Annotated in this window: 15 protein-coding genes; 9 read left to right on the top strand and 6 right to left on the bottom strand. The window is 74.2% G+C overall.

The genetic code is table 11. From position 1 onward, the window contains the following. Window positions 1–269: 269 nt before the first annotated feature. A complete protein-coding gene (locus tag AB0J86_RS28400; RefSeq protein WP_363860688.1) occupies window positions 270–1,178 on the bottom strand; it encodes an SDR family NAD(P)-dependent oxidoreductase in 909 nt (302 codons plus the stop codon). Between the two features lie 279 nt (window positions 1,179–1,457). Between AB0J86_RS28400 and AB0J86_RS28395 the strand changes: the two genes are divergently transcribed. Then, the gene (locus tag AB0J86_RS28395) at window positions 1,458–2,003 is read left to right on the top strand and encodes a DUF4190 domain-containing protein (RefSeq protein ID WP_363860687.1); all 546 of its coding nucleotides are present in this window, start codon (window positions 1,458–1,460) and stop codon (window positions 2,001–2,003) included. Window positions 2,004–2,109: 106 nt separating this feature from the next. Here AB0J86_RS28395 and AB0J86_RS28390 read toward each other — a convergent pair whose 3' ends face one another. Further along, window positions 2,110–3,063, bottom strand: a complete 954-nt coding sequence (locus AB0J86_RS28390) for a CoA ester lyase (RefSeq protein ID WP_363860686.1) — start codon at window positions 3,061–3,063, stop codon at window positions 2,110–2,112. 153 nt (window positions 3,064–3,216) lie between these two features. On the opposite strand from AB0J86_RS28390, the gene AB0J86_RS28385 reads away from it, so the two are divergent. From AB0J86_RS28385 to AB0J86_RS28375, 3 genes are all read left to right on the top strand, one after another. Next, on the top strand, window positions 3,217–4,053 hold the full coding sequence (locus AB0J86_RS28385; RefSeq protein ID WP_363860750.1) for an SDR family NAD(P)-dependent oxidoreductase: 837 nt from the start codon (window positions 3,217–3,219) through the stop codon (window positions 4,051–4,053). Between the two features lie 159 nt (window positions 4,054–4,212). Next, window positions 4,213–4,524 (top strand): hypothetical protein, encoded by a 312-nt coding sequence (locus tag AB0J86_RS28380; RefSeq protein WP_363860685.1) that lies wholly within the window; start codon window positions 4,213–4,215, stop codon window positions 4,522–4,524. Between the two features lie 138 nt (window positions 4,525–4,662). Continuing rightward, window positions 4,663–5,520 (top strand): hypothetical protein, encoded by an 858-nt coding sequence (locus tag AB0J86_RS28375; protein WP_363860684.1) that lies wholly within the window; start codon window positions 4,663–4,665, stop codon window positions 5,518–5,520. Window positions 5,521–5,538: 18 nt separating this feature from the next. Here the strand turns inward: AB0J86_RS28375 and AB0J86_RS28370 are convergent, their stop codons facing one another. Further along, window positions 5,539–7,734 carry an APC family permease gene (locus tag AB0J86_RS28370; RefSeq protein ID WP_363860683.1) on the bottom strand — a complete coding sequence of 732 codons (2,196 nt, stop codon included), beginning with the start codon at window positions 7,732–7,734 and terminating at the stop codon, window positions 5,539–5,541. A 210-nt stretch (window positions 7,735–7,944) separates the two neighbouring features. Then, a complete protein-coding gene (locus tag AB0J86_RS28365; RefSeq protein WP_363860682.1) occupies window positions 7,945–8,967 on the bottom strand; it encodes a DMT family transporter in 1,023 nt (340 codons plus the stop codon). Window positions 8,968–9,138: 171 nt separating this feature from the next. Between AB0J86_RS28365 and AB0J86_RS28360 the strand changes: the two genes are divergently transcribed. Together AB0J86_RS28360 and AB0J86_RS28355 are read left to right on the top strand one after the other, a co-directional pair. Next, the gene (locus AB0J86_RS28360; RefSeq protein WP_363860681.1) at window positions 9,139–9,909 is read left to right on the top strand and encodes an HAD family hydrolase; all 771 of its coding nucleotides are present in this window, start codon (window positions 9,139–9,141) and stop codon (window positions 9,907–9,909) included. Further along, the gene (locus AB0J86_RS28355; RefSeq protein WP_363860680.1) at window positions 9,902–10,417 is read left to right on the top strand and encodes a hypothetical protein; all 516 of its coding nucleotides are present in this window, start codon (window positions 9,902–9,904) and stop codon (window positions 10,415–10,417) included. Before AB0J86_RS28360 ends, AB0J86_RS28355 begins: the two co-directional genes overlap by 8 nt. Window positions 10,418–10,517: 100 nt before the next feature. On the opposite strand, the gene AB0J86_RS28350 is transcribed toward AB0J86_RS28355, so the two are convergent. Beyond that, entirely contained in the window at window positions 10,518–11,387 is an 870-nt protein-coding gene (locus AB0J86_RS28350) for a PhzF family phenazine biosynthesis protein (RefSeq protein WP_363860679.1), read from the bottom strand. Between the two features lie 168 nt (window positions 11,388–11,555). On the opposite strand from AB0J86_RS28350, the gene AB0J86_RS28345 reads away from it, so the two are divergent. The 3 genes from AB0J86_RS28345 to AB0J86_RS28335 all read left to right on the top strand — a co-directional run bounded on the left by AB0J86_RS28345 (window position 11,556) and on the right by AB0J86_RS28335 (window position 14,816). Beyond that, window positions 11,556–12,824 carry a CBS domain-containing protein gene (locus tag AB0J86_RS28345; protein WP_363860678.1) on the top strand — a complete coding sequence of 423 codons (1,269 nt, stop codon included), beginning with the start codon at window positions 11,556–11,558 and terminating at the stop codon, window positions 12,822–12,824. Next, complete coding sequence (locus AB0J86_RS28340) at window positions 12,817–13,419, top strand: DUF1003 domain-containing protein (protein ID WP_363860676.1); 603 nt, start codon at window positions 12,817–12,819, stop codon at window positions 13,417–13,419. The genes AB0J86_RS28345 and AB0J86_RS28340 overlap by 8 nt, the downstream gene beginning before the upstream one ends. Window positions 13,420–13,667: 248 nt before the next feature. Then, window positions 13,668–14,816, top strand: coding sequence for a P-loop NTPase (locus tag AB0J86_RS28335; RefSeq protein ID WP_363860675.1), 1,149 nt, complete (start codon window positions 13,668–13,670; stop codon window positions 14,814–14,816). 37 nt (window positions 14,817–14,853) lie between these two features. On the opposite strand, the gene AB0J86_RS28330 is transcribed toward AB0J86_RS28335, so the two are convergent. Then, window positions 14,854–15,324, bottom strand: coding sequence for a preprotein translocase subunit TatB (locus AB0J86_RS28330; protein WP_363860674.1), 471 nt, complete (start codon window positions 15,322–15,324; stop codon window positions 14,854–14,856). Window positions 15,325–15,376 lie beyond the last annotated feature (52 nt).

The raw sequence follows: 15,376 nt of genomic DNA, 5'->3' as shown, positions 1-15,376 counted from the left end.
GCACCGTCGCCGACCGCGTCGCCCGGGGGCTCGCCGCCGGAACCGTGGCCCGCCCCGGCCGGTGCTCCCGACGAGCATCCCCCTGAGCTGAGGGAACCAGCCCGGGCCGGGGCCTGTCGATCGGCAGAACTGCCCAAACCGGACGCCGCCTGGAACTCGGCCCGCACTGGTACGCGAACCCGGCACCCTGGCACGGCGCACGGGGGCGAGCCGGACGAAACGGGTCTAAGACCTGTCTCGTCCGGCCGGTGCCTCGACGCAGGCCTCGACTAGCGGTACTGCGCCTCCCGTACGCTGTTGCCGCCGTCGACCACCAGCATCTGGCCGGTGATGTACGAGGCGGCGGGCGAGCAGAGGAAGGCGATGGCCGCGGCCACCTCGTCCGGCGTACCGGGACGGCCGACCGGCGTACCGAGCCCCTGCTTGAGCTCGGCCATCGTGGACGCGGCCGTGTAGATCGTGCCCGGCGCCACCGCGTTCACCGTGACCCCGTCGGCGATCATCTCCATCGCCAGCGCCCGGGTGAGGCCGACCACGCCGGCCTTCGCGGCGGCGTACGCCGCCTCGGTCGGCAGCGCGTTCACCGGCCCCGACGTGGCCGCGAGGTTGACGATCCGGCCCCAGCCCCGCTCGGCCATGCCGCCGATGAACGCCCGGCTGCAGAGGAAGGCCGTGGTGAGGTTGCGTTCGATCTCGCCGTGCCACTCGTCGTAGCTCAACTGGGCGACCGGGCGTAGCACCTCCGGGCTCGCCCGGCTCGCCAGGCCGGCGTTGTTGACCAGCACCTCCACCTCGTCGAGCTGCTCGGCCACCGCGTCGGCGAGCGCGCCGACCTCGGCCTCGTCGGTCAGGTCGGCCACGAACCCCGTCACGCCGAGCTCGGTGGCGCGCTCGTGGATGCGCCGCGTCGTCGAGACGATGGCGACCCGGGCGCCCAGGTCGCGCAGCCGTCGCGCCGTGGCGTAGCCGATGCCGTCCGGGCTGCCGGCGCCGGTGACCAGCGCGACCCGGCCGTCCAGGCGCATGGTGACCGGCTCCTCCTCGGCAAGTGGCTGGTCGTTGTCCGCCGGATCGGCGCTCTGCGGGACGATGCGGTTGCGGCGGGCCAGCGCGGGGCGCGTGGCGTTTCGCCGGGACCGGCTGCCGGACCGGTCCCCGGCGCGCGCGTCGAATGCCATGCCGCGATCCTGCCCGGTTCGGCTGGCCCGGGCAACGCGCCGCCCCAGGCCCCGGCCCGGTTTCCGCCGCCTCCTCGCCCGGGCCTCCCCGGGAACGGTGGTCGGACCTTCCGCCCGGAACATCCGGCGCCCGGCCCGGTTGCCGCGCGGACCACCGCCGGAAACGCCCCACGACATCCGGTCGGGACCGGCGCCCGCCGCCGACGCGCTCCGCGCGGTCTCCGCCCCCTGACAGCGCGGACTACCCTGACGGCGCATCCCTCGTAGACGGAGAACCTCATGACCTATCCGCAGCAGCCCGGAAACTGGAGCGATCCGAACTGGCAGGCACCGCAGCCGGCGCCGGCCTACCCGGATCCGCAGCAGACCGCCGGCTACCCGTCCGGCCAGCCGACGGCCAGCCTGCCCGAGGCACAGCCGGCCGCCGCCTACCCCGACCCGACGTACCAGATCAGCGGCCAGCCGGCGGGTGCGGAGGCCCAGCCGGCGTCCGCCTACCCGACCTCCGGCTACCCGGCGTCCGGTTACCCCGCCTACGGCTACCCCACCACGCCGGTCAACCCGCCCACCAACGGCATGGCGATCGCGTCGCTGGTGCTCGCGCTCGTCGGCATCGCCTCCTGCATCACGGCACCGGTCGGCGCGATCCTCGGGCACATCGCCCGGCGCCAGATCCGGGAGCGGGGCGAGGGGGGCGACGGTATGGCCCTCGCCGGCATCATCATCGGCTGGATCCTCACCGGCCTCCTGGGACTGCTGATCGCCTTCTACGTGGTCATCATCGTGCTGGCCATCAACTCGAGCAGTTCGGGCAGCGGCTATTGAGCACCCGGCACCAGGGCGGCGCGGGTCGGCTCCGGGCCGGACCGCGCCGCCGGTTCGGCGTCGCGGGCCCGGCCGCGCCGTCGGTTCCGCCCACCGGCCGGCCGGCTCAGCCCGCCGGACTGAACCTGGAGGTACGCGCCATCCCCGCGGCCCGGCCCTTGGCCGAGACGACCAGGGCCATCTTGCGGGACGCCTCGTCGATCATCTCGTCGCCGAGCATGACCGCGCCGAGCCGGCCGCCGGCCTCCGAGGTGTAGTACTCGTACGCGTCGAGGATCAGCTCGGCGTGGTCGTAGTCCTCCTGGGACGGTGAGTAGACCTCGTTCGCCGCCTCGATCTGGCCCGGGTGCAGCACCCACTTGCCGTCGAAACCGAGCGCGGCGGAGCGGCGCGCCACCTCCCGGAACCCGTCCACGTCGCGGATCTGCAGGAACGGGCCGTCGATCGCCTGCTTGTCGTGCATCCGCGCGGCCATCAGGATCCGCATCAGGATGTAGTGGTACGGGTCGCCCGGATACTCCGGGATCAGCGCGCCGACCACCAGCGACTTCATGTTGATCGAGGCCATGAAGTCCGCCGGGCCGAAGACGATCGTCTCGACCCGGGGCGAGGCGGCCGCGATGGCGTCGACGTTGACCAGTCCGGCGGCGTTCTCGATCTGCGCCTCGATGCCGATCCGGCCCACGGGCAGGCCGAGCGTCTTCTCGATCTGCGTGAGGGTCAGGTCGAGCCACCGGATCTGCGTCGCGTCCTGCACCTTCGGCAGCATGACGCAGTCGAGGTTCGCGCCAGCGCCCTCGACCACCTCGATCACGTCCCGGTACGTCCAGGGCGTGGTGAGGTCGTTGACGCGTACCACCCGGGTCTTGCCGGCCCAGTCGCCCTCGTTCAGCGCGGCGACGATGTTCTTGCGCGCCTCGGGCTTGGCCAGCGGCGCCACCGCGTCCTCCAGGTCCAGGAAGACCTGGTCCGCCGGCAGCCCCTGCGCCTTGCCGAGCATCTTCACGCTCGATCCCGGTACGGCGAGACAGGACCGGCGCGGGCGTCCAACTGCGGTCATCGGGTGGCTCCTCCCACCCGGCCAGGGCCGGCCGGAGTTCGACGATGAGCAACGGGATCGCGAGACGTCGGGCGACGTCACAACCCCTTAACGATCACGAGGGTGATTGTGACGTCACGGTAACCTCGCGCCATGACCGGGGTGAACCAGCCTGTGGAAGATCTCACTGGCCGTGGTACCGGCCGGCGGATCGTCGTGGTGACGGGGGCGACCTCCGGCATCGGCCTGGCCGCCGCGGTGCGGCTGGCCCGGCTGGGCGACGAGGTCGTGCTGGTCGGGCGGGACCAGGGCCGCCTCGACGCGGCCGCCCGGCGGGTACGCGAGGCCGGCGGCGCGGCACCGGCGCTGTTCCGGGCCGACTTCGCGGCGCTCGACGACGTCCGCCGGCTCGCCGCCGAGCTGCGGGGCGGCTACGAGCGGATCGACGTACTCGCCAACAACGCGGGCGGGGTGATCCTGACGCCGCGGACCAGTGTGGACGGCTTCGAGCTGACCATGCAGGTGAACCACCTGGCACCGTTCCTGCTCACCAACCTGCTCCGGGACCGGCTCGGGCGCGTGGTCGGCACCGCCTCGGCCGCGTACCGGCTGGGGGCACTGGATCCGGACCTGCTCTCGCTGCCGCCCGGGCGCTACCGCCCGGCGCGCGCGTACGCCAGCAGCAAGCAGGCGAACGTCCTCTTCACGGCCGAGGCGGCCCGTCGCTGGCCCGAGCTGCTCAGTACCGCGTACCACCCGGGGCCGGTGCGGTCGCGGTTCGCCCACGATCATCCGCTGGTGGGGCTGGGCATGCGGCTCGCCTTCTTCCTGCCCGGCCCGGACATCGGCGCCCGCACGCTCGTCTGGCTCGCCCGGCAGGACGCCGCCGGGCTGGTCAACGGCGGCTACTACGTCCGCGGGCGGCTGCGCCGGCCGGGGGCGAAGGGCAGCGACCCGGAGCTGGCCGCCCGGCTCTGGCGGGCCAGCGCCCGGGCGGTCGGCCTGGCCTGACCGCCGCGCGCGGCGTGCTCGCTCCCGGCCGGGGCAGGCGCGTGCGGGGGTAATCCGGGGAATTCTCCGCTCTGTCGCTGATCCAACAGCTGGATCCACGATCCGGTCCGGATCCCCAACTCGCACAATGACGCGCTGGCGGTCGGCGCCGGCAGCGGCATGACCGTCCGGCACAACCGGATCGACGCGTACAGACCAAGCACGAACGACCCGATGAACGCCTGCCTGATGATCGGAATGACCGGCGAGGACGCCGTCCGGGACCTACTGGTCGAGCAGAACTACTGCAACGGCGGCAACTACTCGATCGGCATCCGCCCAGACATCGTCGCCGCGAACGTTCTGTTCCGGAACAACACGTTCGGGCGCGACTACCGGTACGGAATCCTCGCCCGGTACGCGCGGAGCGGCATCAGCTGGGACCGGGCCACCAACACCTGGTTCGACAACGGCGAGGCGGTGTTCCCGTAAACGGCGTACCGATTCGGTTACGCTGTGCCCGATCCATCGACGGGCGTTTCTTCGGGTATGGTCCAGAACCGACCGTCGCGCGTGGACCCGGGCTGGGCGCGGGGCGGCCAGATCAAGCTGCGTGGTGGGGAGGCCGGTGTGTCCGAGCAGTACGCCGCACCGGACGAGACGCGGTCGTACTCCCGGGTCGACCTGCTGCGGCTCAGCCGGCGGCGGCAGCGACGCAGGTGGCTGCTGGCCGGGATCGCGGTGGTGTGCCTGCTCGGCCTGCTGGTCCCGTTCCTGCGGCCGGACCCGCCGGCCGGGCCCGCCGCCGAACCGATCCCCTCGGTCGGCTACGCCCTGCCGACGGCCGCGCCCCCGCGCCCGCGCGACCTCCCCGTCCGGGTCCCCGGGGTGAACCCGGTCAAGTCGTCGCCCACCCCGTCCACGCCCCCGCCGGCGTCCGCGCCGACCGGACCGCTGCTCACCGTCGACACGGCCGAGGCGCCGGAGTGGGTGGACCTGACCGACGCCGGCCCGCTCGACTGGGTGCACTGGGGTCGGGACGACGCCTGGTCCGTCAACCGCAAGCGCGGCGCCCGCCACCTCATCGACGACCGGGGCGGGCCGGGCTGGCGGGTCCGCTTCGACAACGGGCCCCAGCGCTTCGGCTGGCGGGACGGTGCGGGCGGCGGCGTGGAGCGCGGTACCCGGGCCAGCATCCTCAGCTGCGGCGGCGGGTTCACGCTGAGCGTCGCCGCCGGAACGCAGCCGCGCACGCTGCGGCTGTACGCCGGGGTCTGGCAGGCGCGCGGGCGGTTGACGGTACGGCTCGGCTCGGGTGGTCCCACGGCCACCGCCGCGCTGGAGGACCGGGACGGCGGCGAGAGCACCGAGTTCACCGTACGGTTCCGGGCGACCGCGGCGACGGAGCTGACGGTGCGCTGGACGGTCGAGGAGTCGCACCACCGGCACTGCGGCAGCGTCTCGCTGCGGGCCGCCGCGCTCGGGTGACCGCCCCGCCCGCGCCCCTCAGCACGGGACGTGCAGCGGCACGCTGGTGATGACGATCCCGGGCACCTCGCGCAGGGCCCGCCGCAGCCGCGGTGCGGTGCGGTGGTGCAGCAGCCGGTGCCAGCGCCGCCGCAGCACGAGTTCGGGCACGATCACGGTGAGCGCGAGATCCGGCCGGAGGGTGTGCAGCGCCTGGAGATAGTGCGCCAGCGGCGGGATCACCGCCCGGTACGGCGAGACCAGCACCTCCAGCCGTACGTGGTCGCCCCAGGCCTCCCACTGTTCCCGGAACCGGTCGGCTTCCTCCTCCTCCGGGCTGATGTGCACCGCGAGCACCGGCGGCCCGAGCGAGGCGGCGTACGCCAGCACCCGCAGCACCGCCAGGTTGAACCGGTCGACCGGCACCACCACGAGGTGCCGTACCTCCTGCGGGCGCTCCTCGGCCTCCCAGCCGAACCGGGGGGTGGCCGGCGGCGGGGCGAGCCGCAGGGCCCGGTCCATCCGGGCGTAGTGCCGGTGGATGCGCAGCGAGACCAGGACGATCAGCGGCACCGCCACCACGACCACCCAGGCGCCGCCGGCGAACTTGGTGACGGCCGAGGTGGCCAGCACCAGCGCCGAGAGCACGGCGCCGACCGCGTTGACCGCCAGCCGCTTGCGCCAGTGTGCCCCCCGCGCCCGCCGCCAGTGCACCACCATGCCCAGCTGGGAGAGGGTGAAGGCCAGAAAGACGCCGACCGCGTAGAGCGGGATGAGCAGCGCGGTCTCGCCCCGGAAGGCCACGAGGATCAACGCGGCGGTGCCGGCCAGGAAGACGATCCCGTTGCTGAACCCGAGCCGGTCACCCAGGTGCAGGAAGAGGCGGGGCGCGTGACCACCGCGCGCCATGAAGAACAGCAGCCGGGGGAAGCCGTTGAACGCCGTGTTCGCCGCCAGCAGCAGGATCGTCGCGGTAGCCGCCTGGATCAGCGCGTACCACGGCCCGGTGGGAAAGGTCCGGTGCGCGAGCTGGGAGAGGATCGTCTCGTCGGCCCTCGGCACCAGCCCGTTGAGGTGGATCAGCACGATCAACCCGACGAAGAGCACCACCAGGAGACTGAGCATCCAGGTCAGGGTCGTACGGGCGTTGCGCCACTCGACCGGCCGGAACGAGGGTGTCGCGTTGGAGACCGCCTCGATCCCCGTCATCGACGTGGCGCCGGAGGAGAACGCCCGGAGCACGAGCAGCAGGCTCAGCCCCTCCACCACCGGCACGGGCGGCGGGGGCACCGGCGCGAAGCCCCGGGTCGCCGCCCGGACCATCCCGACCAGGATCAGCAGCGCGACCGCCACCAGGAAGGCGTACGTGGGCAGCGCGAAGAGGTTGCCGGCCGCCCGGACGCCGCGCAGGTTCCCGGCGAGCAGGACCGCGATCACCAGCAGCCCGAGCGGTACCGCGAGCGGCGCGAGTCCCGGCAGCGCCGAGGTGACCGCGTGGACGCCGGCCGAGACCGAGACCGCGACGGTGAGGATGTAGTCCAGCATCAGCCCGGCCGCGGCGGCCAGCCCGGGACGCGCCCCGAGGTTGTAGCTCGCCACCAGGTAGGAGCCGGCCCCGTGCGGATAGGCGCGGATCGTCTGCCGGTAGGAGAGGCCGACCGCGATCATGAGCACGACCAGGCCGGCGGCGATCGGAAGGGTGAGGTTCAGGGCCGCGGCGCCGGCCAGGGCCAGCACCGCGACCATCGCCTCCGGGCCGTACGCGACCGAGGAGAGCAGATCCGAGGAGAGCACGGGCAGCGCGACGAGTTTCCGCATCCGCTCCTGGAGGAGGGCCGCGCTGGACAGCGGCGGGCCGAGCAGGATCCGCCGCGCCCGGGCCAGCGCCCGACCGGTGCGCGATGCCGGTACGGCGGCGGAACTGGTCGTCACCAGTTCGCCGGGCTCGTCCGGCTGGAACATCTCGACCCGGGTCAGCCGCCCGAGGCGCCGCGGTGCGGGCGGCGGGTGGTACCGGCCCAGCGCCGGGTCCAGCGGCAGCTTCCTCAGGTGGGGCGAACGTCCCGGCGCCTCGCTCCGCCAGCGCTGGCCGATGCGGCGCAGCGCCTCCTCCTCGTCCGGATCGAGCGGCGGAAGCTCGGCCGACGGGCTGAAGACCGGCGACGCGCGGTCGGCCTCCGCCGGTGACCGGTCGTTCCGGTCACCGCCACGGTCGTCCCGCCCACGTCCGCCCATCCGTCCCGTCCCGGCTCGGGTGCCGCCCGGGTCCCCCTCGGGCACCGGCCCGCCCCGGGCCGGTCACCGCCGCTCCTGCCAGCACTTTCCCGGATGCGGCGGCCGGCGGTACGGCGATTGCCACTTCCACCACCCGCCGGACGCGCCGCCCGCCGGTCCTCGGTGCCGCCGCCGGTCGTCATGTCCCGTTCCGCCGGTCGTCGCCGGTCGTCACGCCCCGTTCCGTCGGCCGTCCGGGGTCGTGGCCGGGTCGGTCAGCGGCGCGGCCTCCGCGGGTACCGGCACCGGCTGGACGCGTCGACCGGCGCGGGCCCCGCCGACGACCACCACGGCCACCCCGGCCAGCAGCAACGCCAGCCCGGGCAGCGCCGCCGCCCGCGGCAGTTGTCCCAGCCAGGCCCAGGCGATCAGCGCGGCGCCCGGCGCCTCCAGCAGGACCAGGACGCTGACGGTGGTGGCGGAGATCCGGTGCAGGGCGTAGTTGAACAGGGAGTGGCCCAACAGCTGCGCCCCGGCCACCAGGCCCAGGATGGCCAGCCACGTCGAGTGGGGAAAGCCGGTCAGCGGTACGCCGGCGGCCAGGCAGCCGGCGAGCAGCAGCAGCGCGCAGACCCCGTAGCAGATGGTCGTGTACGAGGTGGTGCTGACGCTGGCCCGCGCGTGCTCGCCCAGCGCGGTGTAGACCGCCGCGGCCATCCCGCCCGCGACCGCGAGCAGGTCGCCCAGTACCGCCCGCCCGGAACCGCCGAGATCGGCACCGGTGGCGAGCGCGGCGCCGCAGACCGCCACGCCGATGCCGGTCCAGACCACGACGGGCAGGCGCCGGCCCTGGCCGATCGCGATGAGGCCCTGCCAGACCGGCTGGGTGGCGCCGAGCGCGGTCGCCGCCGCCACCGAGGTCAGCTGGGTGCTCGACATCCAGGTCGCGAAGTGCACGGCCAGGGCCACGCCGGCGAGTACGCAGTACCACCCGGTGCGCCGCCCCGCTCCTACGGTCAGTGACCGCAGCTCGGTCCGGCGCCGCGTCATCGCGACGGGGCCGAGGAGACCGACCGCCAGGGCGTTACGCCAGAACGCGATGGCCACCGCGGGCGCGGCCGCGAACGCGATGAGCGGCCCGGACGAGGAGACCGCGGCGAGGGCGAGTACCACCGACCCGGCCGTCAGGGGGTCGATTGGACCCGGTTGGCGAGGGATGGAGTAAGGCTGCGGCACAGGCGAGTATCCCCACATGCCGGTTTTCGACATCCGGCCGGTTGCCGCGGCACTAGGATCTGCCGATCCGCCACTGCCCGCACGCCTTCCGGTCACTCGCCGTCACCCGGCCCGACACCTCGCCGTGCCCCCTTCCGCCATCATTCGGTCACTCCGTGTGACCCGACCCGCTCTGGAGGCCGCCCCACCATGCCCGCTTACCGCGCGGTGCTCTTCGATTTCTTCGGTACGCTCACCCGCTCGGTGCAGCGCGGCTCGGGGCACGGGGCCGTCGCCGACGCGCTCGGCTGCGATCCCGAGGCGCTGGTCGAGGTGCTCGACTCCTCCTTCTACCTGCGCGCCAGCGGGGCGCTCGGCGACGCGGTGGCGACCCTGCGCTGGGCCTGCGAACGGGCGGGCGGGCACGCGTCGGAGGCGGCGCTGCGGGCCGCCGCCGTGGCCCGGCGGGAGGCGGTACGCGCCGACACCCGGCTGCGCGCCGAGGCCGAGGACGCGTTGCGCGCCCTGCGCCGGCGCGGCGTACGCACCGGCGTGGTCAGCGACTGCACGCACGAACTGCCCGCGTTCCTGCCGCAGCTGCCCGTCGCCCCGCTCCTGGACGTGCTGGTCTTCTCGGTGCAGGTGGGCCGCTGCAAGCCGGATCCGGCGATCTACCTGACCGCCTGCGAGCGGCTCGGCGTGCCGCCACGGCGGTGTCTCTACGTCGGCGACGGCGGCAGCCAGGAGCTCAGCGGCGCCACCCGGGCCGGCCTCACCGCCGTCCGGCTGGCCGCTCCGGACCTGGCGGGGCACCTGGTCTTCAACGCCGAGACCCACTGGCGGGGGCCGACGCTGACGTCGCTGGCCGAGGTGGTCGACCTGGTCGACGGGATCGCGCCGGCCGCCGGCGTACCGTCGGCCACCGCACCGGCCGCCGCTGTCGTGCCGGCCGGGATTGCGGCAGGATGCAGGGGTGACTGACGAGGTGGCGGAGCGGCCCGGATCGCCGCTGGTGGAGGAGGCGGTGAAGAAGGCCGCGGTCGCCTGGGTCGCGGTCGGGGACGGAGCGCCGGTCGCCCTCTGGTGCCTTCCCGTCGAGGGCGCGCTCTACGTGGTGAGCGGACCGGGCGAGCAGTCCGCCCCCGGTCTCGCCGACGCGGCCTCGGCCACGGTGACCCTGCGCGGCGACCACGGCGGGCGGATCGTGACCTGGCCGGCGGAGGTCAGCCGGGTGTCGCCGGGAAGCGAGCGCTGGGACGAGGTGGCGCCGCAGGTCGCCGCGAAGCGGCTCAACGCCCACGGCAGCACGGAGGAGGTGCTGCGTCGCTGGGCGGCCGACTGCGCGCTGAACCGGTTGGCCCCGGCCGGCGGCCCGCTGGCCGCCGGCGGGTCGCTCCCCGACGACGCGCAGGCCGCGCCGCCGCGACGCGGCCCCGGTGTCCGGCCGGTCCGCCGCCCGTTCCGGCTGCACCGGGTACGCCGCCGCTGAGGCCCCGGCCGCGCGCGGTACGCCGCCACTGAGGCTTCCGCCGCGCGGTACGCCGCCGCTGGGCCTCGGCCGGGCCCGGCGGCGTCGGGCGGGCGGCGGGTCAGCCGACGAAGGGCGGGACGGCGATCTCGCCGCGCGCGATCGGGACCACCTGCCCGGCGACGGTCGCCCCGAGCGCCACCCCGCCGGCGGCCGTCACCGTGCACTCCAGCAGCGACGGGCGGCCCAGTTCGGCGCCCTGCCGCACCGCGTACGACGACCTGCCCTCCCCCGGCACCAGGCCGCTGGCGACCAGCCAGACGCCCAGACCGAGCGCCGCCGAGCCGGTGGCCGGATCCTCGGGCAGCCTCGGGCTGTGCCCGAAGACGCGGGCGTACGCCACCGCCTCCTCGCCCGACCAGGCGAAGACGCTGAAGTGGTCGACGCCGTACCGGTCCGCGGCCGTACGGTCGACCGCGACCCGCTCGACGGCCCCCGGCCGTACCGCGAGGTAGCGAAATTCGAGCCCGCAGCCCGCGACGCGCGGCGCCGGACCGGCGAGGTCCGCGGTGCTGAGCCCGGCCGCCGCGAGCAACGGCTCCGGGTCCAGCTCCGGACCCACAGTCGGCTCGCCGCCGGTGAGGACGGCCCGCCCCTCGAAAACCTCGATCGGCAGCAGGCCGGCGCCGCACTCCTGCACCACCTCGCCCGGACCGCGCCCGGCCCGGCGCCCCGCCGTCACCGCCGCCCCGACGCTCGGGTGCCCGGCGAACGGCAGCTCCCGGTCCGGCGTGAAGATCCTCGCCCGGTACGTCGCCCCGGGTTGGGTGGGTGGCAGTACGAACACGGTCTCGGAGAGGTTGAACTCGCCGGCCAGCGCCTGCAGCTGCTCGGTGGCCAGCGCCTCGGCGCCGAAGACCACGGCGAGCGGGTTACCGGTGAACGGGCGGTCCGTGAAGACGTCCACGATCTCGTACGGCAGTACCGACATGCTGAGACCCTAGTGCCACTCCCCGACGGGCTCCCGCCGATCCGCCCGGCTCGGACGGGATCGTCGGGACCGGGCGGACCTCACCCACCCGTAGCGGCCCGGCAGCAGATCCACTCGGCAGCACGTGGGCCGGCAGCAGATCCACTCGGCAGCACCTAGGCTGGTGCCGTGACCACGCCGACCCGGGTGTACATCGCCAGACTCGCCGGGCTCACCGTCTTCGACCCCAACGGCGACCAGGTGGGCCGGGTCCGCGACGCGGTGGCCCGGCTCCGGGCGAGCGGTCAGCCGCCCCAGGTGGTCGGCCTGGTCGCCGAGATGCCGCTGCGCCGGAGGATCTTCCTCTCCATCAACCGGGTCACCTCCATCGACGCGGACTCGGTGGTGCTCGGCACCGGCACGCTGAACCTCCGGCGGTTCGAGAAGCGCCCGAGCGAGCTGCTGGTCCTGCAGGAGCTGCTGGACCGGCGGGTGCGGATCGAGCCGACCGGGCGTACCGGCATCGTGGTGGACGTGGCGATGGAGAGCAGCCGTGGCGGCGAGTGGTCGCTGACCCGGGTCGCCGTACGGGAACAGACGGGTCGCCTCGGCCGGCGCGGTCACCTGCACCAACTGGAGTGGGAGCGGGCGGGCGGGCTGATCGGCCTACCGGAGACCCGGGGCACCGCCAGCCTGCTCGCCGTGCTGGCCGACATGCGCCCGGCGGACCTGGCGAACGCGTTGCAGGACCTGCCGGACGCCCGGCGCAACGAGGTGGCCGCGGCGCTGGACGACGAGCGCCTCGCCGACGTGCTGAGCGAGCTGCCGGAGCACGACCAGGTGGAGATCCTCTCGGCGCTGGGCCGGGAGCGGGCCGCCGACATCCTGGAGGAGATGGACCCGGACGACGCGGCCGACCTGCTCAGCGAGCTGCCGCCGCCGGAGCAGGACGTGCTGCTGGACCTGATGGAGCCGGACGAGGCCGACCCGGTGCGCCAGCTGCTCAAGTACAAGCCCGGTACCGCCGGCAGCGTGATGACCTCGGAGCCGGTCATCCTCCCGCCGGACGCCACGGTGGCCGAGGCGCTCGCCCGGATCCGCGAGGCGCAGCTCTCCCCGGCGGTGGCGGCACAGGTCTTCGTCACCCGCGCCCCGCTGGCCACCCCGACCGGCCGGTACCTCGGCATGGTCCACTTCCAGCGGCTGCTCCGCGAGCCCCCGGCGGAGCTGCTCGGCGCGGTGGTGGTGAACGACATAGACCCGCTCCAGCCGGCCACGCCGCTACCGGAGATAACCCGGCGGATGGCCACGTACGACCTCGTCGGCATGCCGGTGATCGACGCCACGAACCGGCTGGTCGGCGCGGTCACCGTCGACGACGTACTGGACCAGACGTTGCCGCGCGACTGGCGCGAGCGGGACCGGGAGGCCCCGGCGACGGGCGAGTCCGATGGCTGAGCCCCGCCGGACCGAGCGACTCGACCAGCCCCGCGAGCCCCGCCGCGTCAACCTCCCCCGCTTCGACCCCGAGGCGTTCGGCCGCTGGTCGGAGACGATCGCGCGGAACATGGGGACGGCCAAGTTCATCGTCTACATGACCCTGGTCATCGGGGCCTGGCTCGGCTGGAACACGCTGGCCCCGCCGAACCTGCGCTTCGACCCGTACACCTTCACCTTCCTCACCCTGATCCTCTCGCTGCAGGCGTCCTACGCGGCGCCACTGATCCTGCTCGCACAGAACCGGCAGGCCGACCGGGACCGGCTCGCGATGGAGGAGGACCGCCGGCGGGCGGCCATGCAGAAGGCGGACACCGAGTACCTGTCGCGGGAGATCGCCTCGTTGCGGATCGCGGTCGGCGAGGTCGCCACCCGGGACTTCATCCGCTCCGAGCTCGCCCGGCTCGCCGAGGAGCTGGACGAGCAGGCCCAGCGCCGGATCCGGCTGGAGTTGAAGCGGCAGCGCAAGGAGCTCGAACGGGCGGGCCGGCGCGCGGTCGACGGCGCGGCCGCGGGGCCGGGCGAGGAGCCCCACGACGACGTCGACACCGACTGACCCGGGCGGTGTAAAAGACCGCCGCGCGCCTCAAGGGGCCAGGCGCGCGGCGGTCTGGACCGATCGTCGCACCGGGGCGGGCGCGACGTCCACCCTCAATCGACATTTTCCGAATGCCCACCCCCGGGGCACGGGCGACCTACCCAGCCGGGCCCGCCGCCACTCAGCCGGTGTGTCGCGCCATCGGCTCGCTCACATCCGGCTCGTGCCGGGTAATCGGCGAACCCACGCGACGTAGCATTACGCACATGTCTGCACCCGCCAGCACCATCGAAGACGCGCTCCAGGCCGCCCTGGCGACCGTAGATGACCCGGAGATCCGTCGACCCATCACCGAGCTGGGCATGGTGCGCTCCGCGGTGGCCGGCCCGGACGGCGTGGTACGCGTGGAGATCCTCCTCACCGTCGCCGGCTGCCCGCTCCGGGACAAACTTCGCAGCGACATCACCGCCGCCGTCGCCGCCGTGCCCGGGGTGACCGGCGTGGAGATCGAATTCGGCGTGATGAGCCCCGAGCAGCGCCAGTCGCTGCAGGCCCGGCTGCGCGGCGGCGGCGCCACCGAGGAGCCGGTGATCCCGTTCGCCCAGCCCGGTTCCCGTACCCGGGTCTACGCCGTGGCGAGCGGCAAGGGCGGGGTGGGCAAGTCCAGCGTCACGGTCAACCTCGCCGCCGCGCTGGCCGCGCGCGGCCTCTCGGTGGGCGTGGTCGACGCCGACATCTACGGCCACTCCGTGCCGCGCATGCTCGGTACCGAGGCCCGCCCGACCCGGGTCGAGGACATGATCATGCCTCCGCAGTCGCACGGCGTGAAGGTCATCTCGATCGGCATGTTCACCGACGGCAACGCCGCGGTGGTCTGGCGCGGCCCGATGCTGCACCGGGCGTTGCAGCAGTTCCTGGCCGACGTCTACTGGGGCGACCTGGACGTGCTCCTGCTCGACCTGCCCCCGGGCACCGGCGACGTGGCGATCTCGCTGGCCCAACTGCTGCCCAGCGCCGAGATCCTGGTGGTCACCACCCCGCAGACCGCCGCCGCCGAGGTGGCCGAGCGGGCCGGCGCCATCGCGCTACAGACGCACCAGCGCCTGGTCGGGGTGGTCGAGAACATGTCGTGGCTGGAGCTGCCGGACGGCTCCCGGATGGAGATCTTCGGTGCCGGTGGCGGCGCGGCCGTGGCCGAGTCGCTGACCCGGGTGGTCGGCGCCCAGGTGCCGCTGCTGGGCCAGATCCCGCTCGACACCCGGGTACGCGAGGCCGGCGACGCCGGCACCCCGATCGTGCTCGCCGAGCCGGACGCGCCGGCCGCCGCCGCGCTCACCGCGGTCGCCGACCGGCTCGCGCTACGGCGCGAGTCGCTGATCGGGAAGCCGCTCGGGCTGCGCCCCGCGGGCCGCTGAGGTCGGTCGCGGGTCACCACCATGACCCGCGGCGCGGTCAGGTGGCGTCGAGGTCGAGGCCCTGGGAGGCACCGCCGCCGCTCTGCGGCGTGGTGCTCGCGGTGCCCGTACCGCTCGCCGGGGTCGAGCCGTTCTGGCCGCCCGTACCGCCGGTGCGCCCGCCCGAGCGCAGGTCCGCGGCCGACGCCACGTCCTTGAGTTCGTTGTGCACGCCGGTGAGGTCCTTGCGCAGGTCGTCGTAGACCCCCTGCAGCGGCTTGCGCAGCGCCTGCTCGTCCTCCTCGCTGAGCAGGTGCTTGCGGATGAACGCCTTCGGGTGCAGGTCCTCGAGCTGGATGTCGGTGCCCAGCTCGCGGCTGAGGTCACCGGTCGCGTTCCGCGCCATGTTGCGCAGGTTCCGCACCATCCGCAGGCCGTCGTTGATCACGTTCGGCAGTCGGTCGCCGAAGATCAGCAGCGCCAGCAGCAGCAGCGCACCGATCTCCCACCAGTTCAGGTTCTCGAACACCCGCCCGCCTCCTCATGCCGTTCGAGGGCAAGCGTACGCACGTCGGCTGGGA

The organism is Micromonospora sp. NPDC049559 (assembly GCF_040676675.1).
In the GTDB taxonomy this organism is placed as follows: domain Bacteria; phylum Actinomycetota; class Actinomycetes; order Mycobacteriales; family Micromonosporaceae; genus JBFAPK01.
The sequence above is the reverse complement of the archived record's forward strand: the minus strand, read 5'-3'. Positions and strand labels throughout refer to the sequence as shown.

What these genes read in the sequence shown, in the direction of transcription:
- AB0J86_RS28400 (WP_363860688.1), bottom strand. Translation starts at nt 1,178, where the DNA reads ATGGCATTCGACGCGCGCGCCGGGGACCGGTCCGGCAGCCGGTCCCGG.
- AB0J86_RS28395 (WP_363860687.1), top strand. Translation starts at nt 1,458, where the DNA reads ATGACCTATCCGCAGCAGCCCGGAAACTGGAGCGATCCGAACTGGCAG.
- AB0J86_RS28390 (WP_363860686.1), bottom strand. Translation starts at nt 3,063, where the DNA reads ATGACCGCAGTTGGACGCCCGCGCCGGTCCTGTCTCGCCGTACCGGGA.
- AB0J86_RS28380 (WP_363860685.1), top strand. Translation starts at nt 4,213, where the DNA reads ATGACCGTCCGGCACAACCGGATCGACGCGTACAGACCAAGCACGAAC.
- AB0J86_RS28370 (WP_363860683.1), bottom strand. Translation starts at nt 7,734, where the DNA reads ATGGGCGGACGTGGGCGGGACGACCGTGGCGGTGACCGGAACGACCGG.
- AB0J86_RS28365 (WP_363860682.1), bottom strand. Translation starts at nt 8,967, where the DNA reads ATGTGGGGATACTCGCCTGTGCCGCAGCCTTACTCCATCCCTCGCCAA.
- AB0J86_RS28360 (WP_363860681.1), top strand. Translation starts at nt 9,139, where the DNA reads ATGCCCGCTTACCGCGCGGTGCTCTTCGATTTCTTCGGTACGCTCACC.
- AB0J86_RS28350 (WP_363860679.1), bottom strand. Translation starts at nt 11,387, where the DNA reads ATGTCGGTACTGCCGTACGAGATCGTGGACGTCTTCACGGACCGCCCG.
- AB0J86_RS28340 (WP_363860676.1), top strand. Translation starts at nt 12,817, where the DNA reads ATGGCTGAGCCCCGCCGGACCGAGCGACTCGACCAGCCCCGCGAGCCC.
- AB0J86_RS28335 (WP_363860675.1), top strand. Translation starts at nt 13,668, where the DNA reads ATGTCTGCACCCGCCAGCACCATCGAAGACGCGCTCCAGGCCGCCCTG.